A 13,615-nucleotide genomic window follows, 5' to 3' on the forward strand; every position below is an offset into this window, starting at 1 on the left:
CGAGAGCGGGTGCTGGAAACTGCGCGCGCGTTGTTCGCCGAGCGGGGCGAGGAGGTGCAGATGCCTGAGCTTGCGAAGGCTGCGGGGGTTGGGGTCGGCACGGTGTATCGGCACTTTCCCACGCGTCAAGCGCTGGTCGAGGCGGCGGCCGAGCAGCGGTTCGCGGAGTTGGCCGAATACGCGCGCACCGAATGTCGCCGCGTGCCCGAGCGTGGGGTGGAGGTCTATCTCGTCAGAGTCGGCGAGGTGCTGGCGAGTGACCGCGGATTATCCGCGGCCATCGAGGCTGCCAGGGGGACTTCGGAGACCGAACCGCGGGGCGCGGCCAGGGTGGAACTCAAGGCGGCCGTGCGTGATCTGCTCGACGACGGTCGCGCCGCCGGGGCCATCCGGGCCGATGCGACGGTCGCCGACGTCTACATGCTGGTCGGCGCGCTGTCCGCGACTATCCGTACCGGCAGCGGGGATTGGCGGCGGTTCCTCGAGCTGGCCATGAACGGCCTGGGCGCGTAGTGCTTTTCAGTCGGCCCGGCGCAGGGTGGCGGCGAGATGGTGCTGCAACGGCTCGCCGACCGCCGCCATGCGCAGCGTGTAATCGATGGTGTCGCCCTTCAACTGAAAGGTGCGGCCAAGGGCGGTAACGAGTTTCGCGGTGCTGGTGCGGCCGATACTGGTCGAGTCGAACTCCATGTGCAACGCACCATCGGCGACATTCAATGCGCCCTCACATATTTCGGTGATTCCGGTCGGGTGCGCCAAGATCAATTCCACCCGGTCCGGGCTCGGGCAGCGCAGATATCCGGTTTCGGCGTGCATCGGGCGACTGCCGTCGGCGGCCCGCGTGCGCTGCCGGTAGGTGAGGAACGGGCGGCCGAGATGCCCGAACCGGACCTCTTCCAGGTAATCGAACGACTCGATGGTCGGATATTCGCCGTGCCCGTCGCCCCGCCAGGTACCGAGCAGTGGAGCCAAGGGTGCGATATCGGGATGGGGCGCGATGGAGGGTTGGGGTTCGACCACGGCGCACAGCCTAAACCTTGTTGGTTCCCGGGGTGTTCGTATACTGCCGAATTCTGTTGGCGCTAAGGTTAGCGTCGCCTAAATGGTAGGCGGGGTCGTTGGTTCGCCGAACTCGCTCGAGCGATTGACCACTTGGTCCCGCGAACGGGTTTCCAACGAGAGTCCGGAGATCCGAAGATACAGAACCAGCTGTTCCAGGCTTTATCGAAGACTTCCCTTGCGCTGGTACCACTCTGGCATCCAGACATTCGCTGAAGCGTTGTTGAACCTCACACCACCCGCCCTACCCAGTCCATGACCCACGATCAGCCGGGTCGACACGAACGGCGTGTCGCAACCCCACCCGACCCGAGCCGGCTGGGCGCAGCAAGCGCCGAGCGGGACATAGTGGAGGGCGCTCTCGTGTTTCCGTATAGCTATGTCCCGTTTGGTGGGGCGGAGGCTGCTGAGGGGGACATCAGTGCGACGCTTCTTGGGATCGGCGGCGCTGTCCCGGTCGGTGTTACTCGCGGCCGGTCGGGGCTGATGGGCGGGGGGTGGTGTCTTGGGCTTGGATTGCTGCTTCGACTTCGGCTACTGCGGTGTGAATCATTGTGCTGTAAGGGGTTTCGGGGAGGGTGTGGAGTTTGGCTCGGGCGGCGGCCAGTTCGCGTTGGGCGGCGGGGAAGGAGCTGAGTCTGCGGTAGTTGTCGGCGAGGTTGAGGTGGAGGGAGGGGTAGAAGCCTTGGACGTCGAGGGAGGCGTCGAATTCGCGGGCGCGGGCGTTGGTGAGGGAGTCGGCGGCGTCCAAGGCGCGGATGTCCCAGGCGAGGGCTTCGGCGGCGTCGTCGTGGAGGTCGGCGAGGTAGTGGGCGAGGGTGCAGCGGTGTAGTGGATCACCCTGGGGGCCAATGGAATTCCAGAGGGCGAGCAGGGACTCGCGGGCGGCGTCGGGTTGGCCTTCGTGGCCGAGGGCTACGGCGCGCGTGATGGCGGTCATGGTGTCGTCGGTCATGGCATTGGGTCCTATCCGTTGGCTGGCATGGCCAGGGTGGTGAGGTCGCCGTCGGTGGCGGAGCGGATGACGACCGGGTGCCCGGCGGCGGCGATGTCGAGCATGAGATCCGGGCCCAGCGCGGTGTTTATCGCGGGGAGCAGGGTGGTGACTTCGAAGAAGAGATCGATGGCGGAGCCGGTGACGGTGGCGGGCAGGTGGCTGCCGGCCACCGTGAGTCCGGTCGGGCCGACTTCGAATCGAACTGTGGGGGAGGCGCTTTCGAGAACATCGAGCAACGGCCTGCGCTCAGTCAGTACGCGCGTCCGGACTGGTTCCAAGCCAGCCAGCACTACTCGATAGTCGGGGAACGGTTCATCGATCACTCGGCAACGTCGCTCGCTACTGCCGCCGGTCAGCAGCAATCCCTGATCCGTTGGGGCAGCGACGATTTCGTCCAGGCTGCGAAGCCATTCGACAACAGGGGCAAGTTCGCCCCCATCGACCACCAGCGACCAATCGCCACCTTGCCGATCCCGCGACACCACGGTCCGAGTCGAAAGCCGGTAGCGGTCAGTGGCAGTGAGCGTCAACGAATTCCCACTCGCCTCCAGCAGAATGCCCGCGAGAACAGGTATTTCGCGATCACTCGCCGCCGCGGCCCGCACTTGCTCGAACGCCTCCGCGAGCAGCCAGGCCGGCACCGCAACCCGGTCGCCCGCCGCGAGCGTCTGCTTGATCGACTCGGCCACGACCGCAGCCGCCACCGCGCGCCGCTTCAGCTCACCGACATGCTCGTCCAGCATCCGCTCCGCCCGCCCGGCGTCCCCGGACAGGATCTCCGAGATCGTCTCGAGCGGCACCTCGATCGCCCGCAGCCGGCGAATCAGCATCGCGCGTTCGCGCTGGTCCTCGGTGTAATACCGATACCCGGTGAGCGGATCGACGCGGGCGGGCGTCAGCAACCCGCAGTCGTCGTAGAACCGCAGTGCGCTGGCCGTGAGCCCGCTCGCTCGCGCCAGCACGCCTATCGTGATCAAACTGTCTGCCACCCGGCCATCATGAAGTCTCAGGTAGGCCGAAGGTCAACCCGCTCAGCTGTCCGGTTCGGTGAGCGACGCTTCCCACCGCCGCGACCACTCCCACACGCCTTCCAGCGCGACACCGAGTTCTGTTCCCGCACTGGTCAGTTCGTAGGACTTGTCCGCGTTCTTCACGATCAGCCCGGTGCTCTGCAGGTGCTGCAACCGCACCGAAAGCATGCTGGAGGAGCAGTTGTCCATCCGCCGGCGCAGCTCGAGGAACCCGAGCCGACCGGGCGCCAGCTCCCACAACACGCGCAGAATCCACCGCTGTCCCAGCAGTTCCATCGCGGCCGGCACCGGCGCGCTCGCCGGATCGCCCCGGCCGTTGGGCGGCTTCGCCCCGCTTGCGCTTCTCATTTAGAACTACCATAGTGATTCTGATTTAGAAGCAATCCGCCGGGCCGACGGTCCGCCATCGAGAGGGAAATGTGGGTCATCCAGCCGGACAGCGAGTCGTTCTGATCACCGGTGCCTCCCGCGGCATCGGCGCCGAAACCGCGCGCATTCTCGCCGCCCGCGGCGACCACGTGATCATCAACTATCGGGAAAAGCTCAAGCGCGCCAAGACGATTGCCGACGAGATCATCGCCGCGGGCGGCAGCGCCTCGACCGCCGGCGCCGACATCTCCGACGCGACCTCCGCCCGCACCCTGGTGGAAACATCGTCGAGCAGTTCGGCCGCCTGGACGTCCTCGTGCTCAACGCCTCCGGCGGCCTCGAACGCAACGCCGCCCCCGACTACGCCATGTCGATCAACCGCGACGCCCAGACCCGCCTGGTCGAACTGGCCGTCCCGCACATGCCGTCCGGCTCCCGCATCGTCTTCGTCACCAGCCACCAGGCCCACTTCCACGGCCGCAAGCCCGTCCCCGCCGACTACGAACCCATCGCCGCCAGCAAACGCGCAGGTGAAGACGCCCTCCGCGGCATGATCCCCACCCTCGCCACGCACGGCATCACCCTGCACACCGTCTCCGGCGACATGATCGACGGCACCGTCATCGTCCAACTCCTCGAACGCCGAAATCCCGCCGCCGTCTCCGCCCGCCGCGACACCGCCCCCCTCCCCACCATCCCCGAATTCGCCACCGCGGTAGCCGAAGCCACCACCAGCCCCACCGAATCCGGCCACACCGTCTACATCGGCGGCCCCGACTACCTCACCGCCCACTCGCACTGACATCTCACTCGGCAGCCCTTCTTCACCGAGCCTGCCGAGGTGCGGCCTGGATCGACTTGGTGTTGCTCGCACCGTATTTCGAGGACTGTGGCGTCGACTCGGAGCCGATCATCGCCGGGCATCCGGTCACCGAGAACGTCGAGCCTGGGGTGATCGATGCGTTCGTGTGCGCGCTGGCCGGGTACTGGGCGGTCAACGCCCGGAGACCGTCGCTGCCGCGTTCACCGCATCTGCGCGCGCATCAGGCGCGATTTGCCCGACTCGCCCGGGAATGGTTGGGGCGGCGGGTGGGCTGGGCATAGCCGCAGGTGAATACTTCCGAGTGGCAGATTAAGGTGTGGTCACTCTAGGTTTGCCGCGGCCGATTCCGGGGGCGGCGTACTGGTGGGGAGATGGCTGACCGGTGCGTGTCGGACGGGCGGAAGTAGGTGAAATCGAGGTGAAGGGGGGAAATCTCGTTCACGCTATCGATGTGTGCCAAGTGCGGGATGTGCTGCGGCAACGGCGTCACCACCCGAGGGGCGGGGCGCACCGGCGCACGGCCAGGTGGGGGTGTTGCGATGGGTTATGACCGAAGACTGCCGGGGAAGGACCTGCTGCTGGCCGCGTTCCGCGGCTTCCCGCACGCCGATCATCCGATGCTGGAGGCGGCGGGTGAACTGGCCCAGCTGCACCTCGCGCGCGAACGCACCCCGGCCATCGAGGCGGTGAAGATCGATCGCCGCCGCACGCAACTGGTGCGGACCATCGATCGCTGGGTGACGCTGGCGACTCCGATCCCGGAGATCGCGGCGCCCGAACACTCCGAAACCGTCGGCCGACTGGTGGACCGGCTCGCGGGCCTGACCGCGCAGGCGTTCGCCGGACTGGCCTTCGCCCCGGAAGCGGTCTTCTACGACGCCTGGGTGCAGATCGAGGAAATGGCCGACGGCTACCAGGATCTCATCGACGACCTGCGCAACGGGATCCGCCGATTACCCGACGACCCGTACGACCACTGGTGACTCACTTCCGCCCGAACAACCGGAACGACCGGCTCCTTCGCTGCGGCAAAGTGGCATAAACCATGGTCATATCGGCGAACACCTCCGCCTCCCGCTCCCGATCGACCCCGAATTCACTGCGCCCGAGCACATGCTCGACCGACTGCGGCGAAATCGACGGCAGCATCAGCGTCAACGCCGGCGGCACCGACGCGGAGCGATCCGACTCCTGGGTGCCGTGCCCGAGCAGCATGTGTCCCACCTCGTGCAGGATGATGTGATCGGCATTGCGATCGGTCGCCTCCGCGTCATAGATGACGAGGTCGTCGTGTTTGCGCGCGACCCACAAACCGCCTCCGCCACAACCGATCTCGTTCAACAGTGCCTTGGGCGCGGTGTGCAGGCTGATGGAGCGGCCACGGTGCGCGGCGACGGCGGCGAGGTAGGCGGTGACGTTCCACGGGTTCGGGAGGGGCACGGTTCGGGTCGCGTCACCGAAACGAGCTTCCATGCTGGTCATCTCGGCACACATTACTCACAGGGTCGGCACTAGTCATCTAGTGATCCGGACGAACCCGGCGTGAGTTGGTGCACTGTCCAGGACCAAGATCCACTATTCGGCCGGCGGTTCCGCGGCCGCGGGTTCGGCGTGCAGGTACCGGATCAGCACCTGATTCACCGCCCACAGCACGACGCCGATCGCCAGCAGAATGCCCGCGATCGTGTATTGCTGCGGATTGCGATCGGTCCACGGCGTCACCAGGAACCCGCACGTCAGCGCGCCGATCACCGGCAGTACGGTCGGCGTGTGGAAGTGCTCGTGCTCCACCCGATCCCGGCGCAACACCAGCACGGTGACATTCACGATGGTGAACACCGCGAGCAGCAGCAGCGCCGTCGTGCCGCCGAGTTCCGGCACCTCGCTGACGAACGCGATCAGCGCCAGCGCGAGCAGCGTGGTGAACAAGATCGCAATATAGGGCGTGCGCCGACCGGAATGGACCCGCCCGAGCGCCCGCGGCAACACCCCCTGCTTGGCCATGCCGTAGAGCAGGCGACTGGCCATCAACATGTTGATCAGCGCGGTGTTGGCCACGGCGATCATGCTGATGTAGGCGAAGACATGCGTCGGGAACGACGGCCAGCCCACCCGCACCACCTGCAGCAACGGTGTGTCGCCCTGGCTGAGCTCGGACACCGGCACCAGCGCGACCGCGGTGATCGACACCAGCACATAGACGACGACGGTGACGGTGAGCCCGGCCAGCAGCACCTTCGGGAAGATCCGGCTCGGCTGCTTGCACTCCTCGGCCATGTTCACCGAGTCCTCGAAGCCGACCATCGCGTAGAACGCCAGCGTGGTCGCGGCGATGACGCCGCCGACGGCGGTCCGGTCACCGGTGTCGAATTCGGTGATCCGCCCGAAATCCCCGTCCCCCGCGCCGAGCGCCCAGCAGCCGATCCCGATGACGATCAGCAGACCGGTCAGCTCGACACAGGTGAGCACCACGTTCAGCTTCACGCCCTCGCTCACCCCGCGCAGATTGATCACCGCGATCACCGCCATGAAGCCCAGCGCGATCACCGTGACCACGAAACCGGTGCCGATATCGAGGTTGAACGCCTCGGCGAAGTTGGCCGCGAAGGCGCGCGAAGCCGTCGAGGCGGAGGTGATCCCGGAGCACATCACCGCGAACGCGACCATGAACGTGAGGAACTGGATGCCGAACGCCTTGTGCGTATAGAGCGCGGCCCCTGCGGCATTCGGGTATTTGGTGACCAGCTCCAGGTAACTCATCGCGGTGACCAGCGCGACCAGGAAGGACACCACGAACGGCACCCACACCGCGCCGCCCACCTCGTGCGCCACCTTTCCGGTGAGCGCGTAGACCGAGGAGCCGAGGATGTCGCCGATGATGAACAGCAACAGCAGCCACGGACCCATCACCCGCTTCAGCTCCGGTTCTGCTTCCCGCTGTGTGGTGACGTCGGCCATGCGGTCCCTCCCAGATGTTTCGCAACAGATGGTTGAAGTACCCGAATCGTCCGAAATTAGTCGACCGATGAACCGAATCGCACGCTATTTCGGTATCTCCTAGGACAGCCGCCCACGACATGCGGGCAACCGCCGGTTCCCGGCAAACCGGCGGGGATATCCGCAGGATGAGAGCGTGCAGATGAGCCTGCTGACGGTGCCGTCGCGGCCGCGGATCGGGGCGGTCGCCCAGTGGTGGGTGCTGACCTGCCGCCTGATCCGGCCGTCCTGGCGCAACGGCGAACTGGTGACCGCGGTGGTCGCGCCGACCGTGTTCACCCTCGGGTTCTATGTGCCGTTGAACCTGGTCATGAGCGTGTACGGGCACGGACTCAGCAGCTACGCGCAGTTCCTCATGCCGATGATCGTGATGCAGGCGGTGGCGTTCTGCGCCACCTCGGCCGCGTTCCGCGCGGCCAGCGACGCCAAGGACGGGCTCACCGTGCGATTCGGTTCCATGCCGATGCCCGCGGCGGCGCCGCTGGCGGCCCGGATCACCGCGGCCATGTATCGCGCGGTGATCTCGTTGGCGGTCGCGATGCTGTGCGGCCGGGTGATCGGCGTCCGGTTCTACGGAAGTTTCTGGGAGACCGCGGGATTCATGGGTTTCGCGGTGCTGGTGGCGTTGGCGCTGTGCGTGGGTGCGGATCTGATCGGCAGTCTGGTCAAGAGTCCGGAGGCGATCACGCAGGTGCTCATCTTTCCGCAGCTGATCCTCGGCCTGGTGTCCACCGGTCTCGCGCCCGCGACTCAATTCCCCTCGTGGTTGCAAGGTTTCGCGCGCAACCAACCGGTGTCGCAGTTCGTGTACGGAATGCGGGCGCTGGCCGGTGATTCGACCGGCAATGCGGGCGTCGTCGGCTGGCCGGTGCTCGGACCCGGCTTGGCTTGGGCGGCAGGGATACTCGTGGTGCTCGGTGCGCTGGGCGTGGCGGTAGCCGTGCGGAGGTCGGAATGACGACGACCGAGGACCGTGCCGCGAATCTGCCCTTGGTGCACGGCCGGACCGAGACCTGGCGGCTGCTGGTGCCGCAGACCATTATTCAAACGCGACGCCTGTTATTGCGTTGGTGGCGTGACCCGTTGACGATGGTGCAGTCGCTGGTTTTTCCGGCGTTGCTGCTGATCGTGTTGAATACCGTGCTCGGCAAGCAGATTTCGATGTTCTCCGGGGCGAGCGCGTTGTACGGGTCGGTGCCGATGGTGGCGCTGGTCGGGGTGATGTCGGGGTCGCTGGCGGGCGCGATCACGCTGGGCCGGGAACGCGATCAGGGTCTGCTGGCCCGGTTGTGGGTGCTGCCGGTGCATCGCGCGTCCGGGCTGGCCTCGCGGATCGTGGCCGAAGGGGTGCGGATTCTGCTGTGCACCATGGTGTTGTTCGCGGTGGGCATGGTGCTCGGTTTCCGGTTCGAACAAGGAGTGCTCGCCGGGCTCGCATTGTTCGGGGTGCCACTGCTGTATGGGCTCGGGTTCGCGACATTGGTTACCGCCGTCGCGGTCTTCAGCGCGAAAACAGCTCTGGTGGAAGCGGTTTCGCTCGGCTCATCGATCATGATGTTCTTCAGCACCGGCTTCGTGCCGCTGACCGCGTACCCGGCCTGGGCCAAACCGATTGTCGCGCATCAACCGATGACCTACGCGATCGATGCCATGCGCGGACTGTCACTGGGTGGGCCGGTGCGCGCGCCACTGTTGGCGACCGTGACCTGGTCGGTCGGCGCGATCGTGGTGTTCGCGGTGCCGGCCGCCGTCGGATACCGCAGGGCCAGCCGGGCTTAACGACCCATCCGCGCGGCGGTGTCCATGATCATCTCCGCGGAGTCCCGCGGGCTCAGCGCCATCGCGCGCAACTGGTCGAAAATCACGCCGAAGCGACGTATTTCGGGATGCCCCTCGATCAGCTCGTCACCGGCGATGCCCTCCACGTACACCAGCTCCGGGTCGGCCGGATCGTGGAAATCCAGCAGCGTGAACGAACCCGCCATGCCCGGATGCGCGCCCGCGTCGAACGGCAGGATTTGCAGGATCACGTTCTTGCGCTTGGTTTCCTGCAGCAGCCGATCCAACTGCCCGTGCATGACCGCGGGCCCGCCGACGGTGCGCCGAATCGCCGCCTCGTCCATCACGACCCACAGTTCGAGCGGCTCTTCCTTGGTCAGATTCGCGGCGCGATCCATCCGGGCGCGCGCCCGATCCTCCATGATCGCCGCTTCGACCTTCGGCATCGACGTGTCGATCACCGCCGTCGCGTACTCCATCGTCTGCAAAAGCCCTGGGATGGTGGAGGTCTGGTAGTGCCGGGCGGACAGCGCCTCGGCCTCGAAGTTGATGTAGGCCGCGTACACCTCCGACACGCTGCCCTCGTACGCCCGCGACATGCCCGGTTTCAGCGCGTCCGCCAGCAGTTCCATCGCGTCCTCGCGCTGTTCCTCGCTCATGCCGTACAGGTCGAGCATCGCCTGGAGGGTGCGCCGCTGCGGCCGCGCCTGGGCCGTCTCGATCCGGTACAACGTGGTCACGTTGATCCCGGTCTGCGCGCTCACCTCCTCTTTGCTGAGTCCGGCGTGTTCACGCATTTCGTGCAGCATCGCGGCCAACCGGCGCAATCGCACGGTCAGGACGGTGCGCTTGCCTGCCATGACAACATCCCTTCGGTCCCGCCTGCGACGACAGCGCGCATTCGATAGGACGAAAGAGTACCGCTTCCTAACCTGGTGAGGTCCAAGGTTTCCGGTTCCGAACTGGCAGATTCCCGAAGCCGGTCAGCCGCGCTTGTGCCGGAACGCGTCGAGGCCGTTGCGGCCGAGCATGGACACGGTGGTCTTCCACCACGGCCGGGTGGGGTCGGGATCCGCGCCCGCGCCGAGGCGGTGCAGTTGGTCGGTGTGCCATTGCAGATCGAGGGCGCCGTCCAGCGAGCGGAGGCTGGTGAACGCGGACAGCGGGCCGCGCAGGCCCATGGCGATGCCCGCGCTGCGCAGGCGTTCGTCGCGGCCGGTGAGCACCGCGTCGGCGGCGTCGGGGGTGAGGCAGGTGGGGCGGCCGATGCCGATCACGTCGCAGTCGCCGGAGGACACGGCCTCGGCCATGGCGGCGCGGGAACGGAAGCCGCCGGTGACGGCGAGGGGCAGGCCGCCTGCCGCGGCGCGGACGGTGCGCGCGTAGTCGAGGAAGTAGGCCTCGCGGGCGAGCGTGCTGGCCGCCGGTGCGTCCTTGCGGCCCATCATGGCGGGAGATTCGTAACTGCCGCCACTGATTTCGATCAGGTCGAGGCCCTCGGTGGAGAGTCGCTCGACCACCGCGCGGGACTCGTCCTCGGTGAATCCGCCGCGCTGGAAGTCGGCGGAGTTGAGCTTGATCGCGACGGCGAAGCGCGGGGCGACCGCGTCGCGAATCCGCCGGACCACCTCCACGGCGAAGCGCATGCGGCGCTCGGGATTGCCGCCCCAGCGATCGGTGCGCTGATTGGCCAGCGGCGAAAGGAATTGCGACACAAGGTATCCGTGCGCGCCGTGGATCTGTACGCCGTCGAAGCCGGCGATCTCGGCGATCCGCGCGGTGGCCGCGTACCGGTCGATGACGGCCTCGATCTCGGCGTCGGTGAGCGCTCGCGGGGTCGGCATGCCGGGGATCTTCGGCGCGATCGCCGAGGGGGCGACCGGCCGGGTTCGCGTGGCCAGCGGATTGGCCTGCCGGCCGGGGTGATTGATCTGCATCCAGATCGGCGCACCGCCGTCGTGGGTGGCCTTGGCCCACGCGGTCAGCGCGTCGAGGTCGCGCTCGTCGTCGACCACGACATTGCCCGGCTCGCCGAGGTGGCCGCGGTCGACCATCACGTTCCCGGTGACCACCAAGCCGTAGCCGCCCGCGCCCCAGCGCGTGTAGAGCCGGGTCAGCCGCTGGTCAGGCGCGTTGACGGGGTTGCCGAGCCCCTCGCTCAGGGCCGACTTCATCAGCCGGTTCGACAGGACCTGGCCACACGGCAGCGGGAGTGCGTCGGCGAGCGTTGTCATCGGTGAGTCCTTTTGTCGCGCAGGGTGTTCGGGATCGGCGATGGGCACGGCGACCGCGTGCGTGCGTCCGGCCGGCCGGCCGGGGTGATCGGCGGCGCATTCCTGTTACGGCGGGTCACGTGTGGTCTCAAGGTAGTAGAATGATCGGTCTATCGCAAGCGGGAGATGGGTAAGCTGCGACTATGACGATGCGGCCACGTGAACGGCTCATCATGGGCGCGATCGACCTGATCCGGCGCAATGGCGTCGCGGGCACCGGCATGACCGAGCTGCTCGCGCACAGCAACACCGCCCGCCGGTCGATCTATCAGAACTTTCCGCGCGGCAAGCAACAGCTGATCGAGGAGGCGACCCGGACGGCGGGTCAGGTGATGGCCGCGGCTATCACCGCCACCGAGGAGGGCGGAAGTTCGGCGTCGCGGCTCGCGAGCTTCGTCCGGATGTGGAAGGACACGCTGCTGGCCGCCGACTTCACCGCGGGGTGCCCGGTGGTCGCGGCCGCGCTGTCCGGCTCGGAGGTGCCCGCGGCGCCGACCATCGCCGCGGAGGCCTTCGCCGAATGGGAAGGGCTGATCGCCGAGCAGCTGACCGGCGAGGGGCTCGATGCCGCGGCGGCGGAATCGCTGGCCACCATGGCGGTGGCCGCGATCGAAGGCGCTGTTGTCATGTCCATCGCCACCCGTTCGGTCACCCCGCTCGACCGCGCCGCGGAGCAGCTCGACTATCTGCTGCGCTGCCGGATGTCCGAACGCGGGTAGTCGCCAACGTTTTCCGGATCGGAAACCTGCCGAAACCTGGAGTTCGGCTTGGGCACGTAGGTTCACGCGGTATGACTGGGGCGGGATCGACCTCGAAGCGGTTCGTGCACATTCTCGCCGTGCTGGTGGCGACTTTGGCGCTGGTCTTCGGGCTGTCGACGGGGGAGCAGTCGCCGCGCTCGGTGTACGCGGACTCGGTCACGCTGGTCAGCACCGCCATCCCGCAACGCGCCTGGGACACCCTCGCCCGGATCGACGCGGGCGCCTGGCCGCCGAACGACGGGTCCGGCACGAAGGGCGGTGGGACCTGGTCGAATCGGGAGGGGACGCTGCCGAGCACGGATTCGGCGGGACGCCGGATCGCTTATCAAGAGTGGGACGTCAATATCAAGAAGCCCGGCCAGAGCCGCGATGCCGAACGCATCGTCACCGGAAACGACAAGTCCGCCTGGTACACCGGCGATCACTACGCCACGTTCACCCGCATGCGCTGACCCGGAGTAATCAGACCCGGGCGCGGTTCGCAACCCACCTTGACATGTTTTACGGCGGATAGTGCGATCTATGGTGTCGATGAGCAACCGCTCGGCATCCATTCGGACGCAGGCCGATCGGCTATCGGGACACGCTGTTGCCAAGTCTGAAGCGGGCAGGGGGAGTCGGCTCGCGCATCGCCCGAGGTCATCGGCGACGCCCCTGCTCACGGGGTGCGGAAGCTGTTGTCCGGGTACGAAACCGGACGGTCGAGAGTGCGGGAACAGACGGGTCGCAGCAATGCAGACGCACTCTTGCGTTCTTGCATCAGTAAGTGCATGATCCAGCTAGCCTAGTTGTGAACAACCGATCCGATGACCGGGATAACCGAATCGAGAGCCAATTATGTTGGTACAAAGCGTGTTGGTGTCGGGCGAACTCGGGGTGAACGTATGAGTGCGCCAACGGTGGGGGTACTGCCGACAGCTCCGCAATTACTGTGTGCCTTTCAAGGACGCCGTTTTCAAGATCGAGAAATGCTCCGCTCCGCCCATGCGCTCGCCGAGTTGCATGCGCGCAGGCAGCAGGTGTGCGATTCCGCGCTGATCATCGAAATCGACTGTCGCCGAAGTGAACTCGTCGACGACATCAACGATTGGATCGGCAAGGAGATTCCGCAGCATCGCAACGGAGCCTCGCTGCACACGGAAAGCCTTGGGGCGGTGGTGGACCGGATGGCGCGCAGTTGGGTGGACGCGAACCAGGCCATTGACGTCGACGGCGCGCGCAGCGACAATACCCATAAACATTGGTACCACCTGGCAGAACTTGTCGATGGGTACACTGATTTGGTAACCGACGTGGCCGGTGGCCGCCGCCGATTGCCAGAGCAGTGATCATTTCCGATCGACGGTTTACCCCGCGATAGTGACACTGCCCCGACAGCGTCGCTTGCTCGAGGGCGATGTCCCAGGGTGGTCATCCGACCAGTGACCCCCTATGGACGAAACGTCGCCTGCCCAGTGACGGCGGGCGCAACGGGGCGCCCCGCCCGGCGTGCCGCGTGGTCGACTGGCGCGGCACGCCCGCTGAGA

16 protein-coding genes and 1 pseudogene are annotated in these 13,615 nt (G+C 66.6%); 9 read left to right on the forward strand and 8 right to left on the reverse strand.

What is annotated here, in order from left to right:
* Positions 1–9 precede the first annotated feature (9 nt).
* Positions 10–513 carry a helix-turn-helix domain-containing protein gene (locus AB0M22_RS03860; RefSeq protein WP_364720672.1) on the forward strand — a complete coding sequence of 168 codons (504 nt, stop codon included), beginning with the start codon at positions 10–12 and terminating at the stop codon, positions 511–513.
* 6 nt (positions 514–519) lie between these two features.
* On the opposite strand, the gene AB0M22_RS03865 is transcribed toward AB0M22_RS03860, so the two are convergent.
* The 4 genes from AB0M22_RS03865 to AB0M22_RS03880 form a co-directional block, all read right to left on the reverse strand.
* Positions 520–1,020, reverse strand: a complete 501-nt coding sequence (locus tag AB0M22_RS03865; RefSeq protein ID WP_364720675.1) for a peroxynitrite isomerase — start codon at positions 1,018–1,020, stop codon at positions 520–522.
* A 502-nt stretch (positions 1,021–1,522) separates the two neighbouring features.
* Positions 1,523–2,014: a hypothetical protein gene (locus AB0M22_RS03870; protein WP_364720678.1), complete on the reverse strand. Its 492-nt coding sequence runs from the start codon at positions 2,012–2,014 to the stop codon at positions 1,523–1,525.
* A gap of 11 nt (positions 2,015–2,025) precedes the next feature.
* Positions 2,026–3,045 (reverse strand): MerR family transcriptional regulator, encoded by a 1,020-nt coding sequence (locus AB0M22_RS03875; protein ID WP_364720681.1) that lies wholly within the window; start codon positions 3,043–3,045, stop codon positions 2,026–2,028.
* Between the two features lie 42 nt (positions 3,046–3,087).
* Positions 3,088–3,435, reverse strand: a complete 348-nt coding sequence (locus tag AB0M22_RS03880; RefSeq protein ID WP_364720683.1) for a helix-turn-helix domain-containing protein — start codon at positions 3,433–3,435, stop codon at positions 3,088–3,090.
* Positions 3,436–3,536: 101 nt separating this feature from the next.
* On the opposite strand from AB0M22_RS03880, the pseudogene AB0M22_RS03885 reads away from it, so the two are divergent.
* The 3 genes and pseudogenes from AB0M22_RS03885 to AB0M22_RS03895 all read left to right on the forward strand — a co-directional run bounded on the left by AB0M22_RS03885 (position 3,537) and on the right by AB0M22_RS03895 (position 5,262).
* A pseudogene (locus tag AB0M22_RS03885) lies at positions 3,537–4,258 on the forward strand (SDR family oxidoreductase).
* Positions 4,259–4,317: 59 nt separating this feature from the next.
* Positions 4,318–4,560 carry a hypothetical protein gene (locus tag AB0M22_RS03890; protein WP_364720686.1) on the forward strand — a complete coding sequence of 81 codons (243 nt, stop codon included), beginning with the start codon at positions 4,318–4,320 and terminating at the stop codon, positions 4,558–4,560.
* A 258-nt stretch (positions 4,561–4,818) separates the two neighbouring features.
* Complete coding sequence (locus AB0M22_RS03895; protein WP_364720688.1) at positions 4,819–5,262, forward strand: DUF4254 domain-containing protein; 444 nt, start codon at positions 4,819–4,821, stop codon at positions 5,260–5,262.
* Position 5,263: 1 nt separating this feature from the next.
* On the opposite strand, the gene AB0M22_RS03900 is transcribed toward AB0M22_RS03895, so the two are convergent.
* Together AB0M22_RS03900 and AB0M22_RS03905 are read right to left on the reverse strand one after the other, a co-directional pair.
* Positions 5,264–5,761, reverse strand: a complete 498-nt coding sequence (locus AB0M22_RS03900) for a hypothetical protein (protein WP_364720690.1) — start codon at positions 5,759–5,761, stop codon at positions 5,264–5,266.
* A 93-nt stretch (positions 5,762–5,854) separates the two neighbouring features.
* Positions 5,855–7,237, reverse strand: a complete 1,383-nt coding sequence (locus AB0M22_RS03905; RefSeq protein ID WP_364720693.1) for an APC family permease — start codon at positions 7,235–7,237, stop codon at positions 5,855–5,857.
* Positions 7,238–7,418: 181 nt separating this feature from the next.
* Between AB0M22_RS03905 and AB0M22_RS03910 the strand changes: the two genes are divergently transcribed.
* Together AB0M22_RS03910 and AB0M22_RS03915 are read left to right on the forward strand one after the other, a co-directional pair.
* Complete coding sequence (locus tag AB0M22_RS03910; RefSeq protein WP_364721646.1) at positions 7,419–8,234, forward strand: ABC transporter permease; 816 nt, start codon at positions 7,419–7,421, stop codon at positions 8,232–8,234.
* Positions 8,231–9,055, forward strand: coding sequence for an ABC transporter permease (locus tag AB0M22_RS03915; RefSeq protein WP_364720695.1), 825 nt, complete (start codon positions 8,231–8,233; stop codon positions 9,053–9,055). The genes AB0M22_RS03910 and AB0M22_RS03915 overlap by 4 nt, the downstream gene beginning before the upstream one ends.
* Here AB0M22_RS03915 and AB0M22_RS03920 read toward each other — a convergent pair.
* Together AB0M22_RS03920 and AB0M22_RS03925 are read right to left on the reverse strand one after the other, a co-directional pair.
* The gene (locus AB0M22_RS03920; RefSeq protein WP_364720697.1) at positions 9,052–9,915 is read right to left on the reverse strand and encodes a helix-turn-helix transcriptional regulator; all 864 of its coding nucleotides are present in this window, start codon (positions 9,913–9,915) and stop codon (positions 9,052–9,054) included. The two genes, AB0M22_RS03915 and AB0M22_RS03920, sit on opposite strands and share 4 nt — an antisense overlap.
* 123 nt (positions 9,916–10,038) lie before the next feature.
* Complete coding sequence (locus AB0M22_RS03925) at positions 10,039–11,289, reverse strand: NADH:flavin oxidoreductase/NADH oxidase family protein (RefSeq protein WP_364720699.1); 1,251 nt, start codon at positions 11,287–11,289, stop codon at positions 10,039–10,041.
* A 182-nt stretch (positions 11,290–11,471) separates the two neighbouring features.
* On the opposite strand from AB0M22_RS03925, the gene AB0M22_RS03930 reads away from it, so the two are divergent.
* The 3 genes from AB0M22_RS03930 to AB0M22_RS03940 all read left to right on the forward strand — a co-directional run bounded on the left by AB0M22_RS03930 (position 11,472) and on the right by AB0M22_RS03940 (position 13,417).
* Positions 11,472–12,047, forward strand: coding sequence for a TetR/AcrR family transcriptional regulator (locus tag AB0M22_RS03930; protein ID WP_364720701.1), 576 nt, complete (start codon positions 11,472–11,474; stop codon positions 12,045–12,047).
* A 71-nt stretch (positions 12,048–12,118) separates the two neighbouring features.
* Positions 12,119–12,541: a ribonuclease domain-containing protein gene (locus AB0M22_RS03935; RefSeq protein WP_364720704.1), complete on the forward strand. Its 423-nt coding sequence runs from the start codon at positions 12,119–12,121 to the stop codon at positions 12,539–12,541.
* 516 nt (positions 12,542–13,057) lie between these two features.
* Positions 13,058–13,417 carry a DUF4254 domain-containing protein gene (locus AB0M22_RS03940; protein WP_364721648.1) on the forward strand — a complete coding sequence of 120 codons (360 nt, stop codon included), beginning with the start codon at positions 13,058–13,060 and terminating at the stop codon, positions 13,415–13,417.
* Positions 13,418–13,615: the final 198 nt, after the last annotated feature.

The organism is Nocardia sp. NPDC051756 (assembly GCF_040681495.1).
In the GTDB taxonomy this organism is placed as follows: domain Bacteria; phylum Actinomycetota; class Actinomycetes; order Mycobacteriales; family Mycobacteriaceae; genus Nocardia.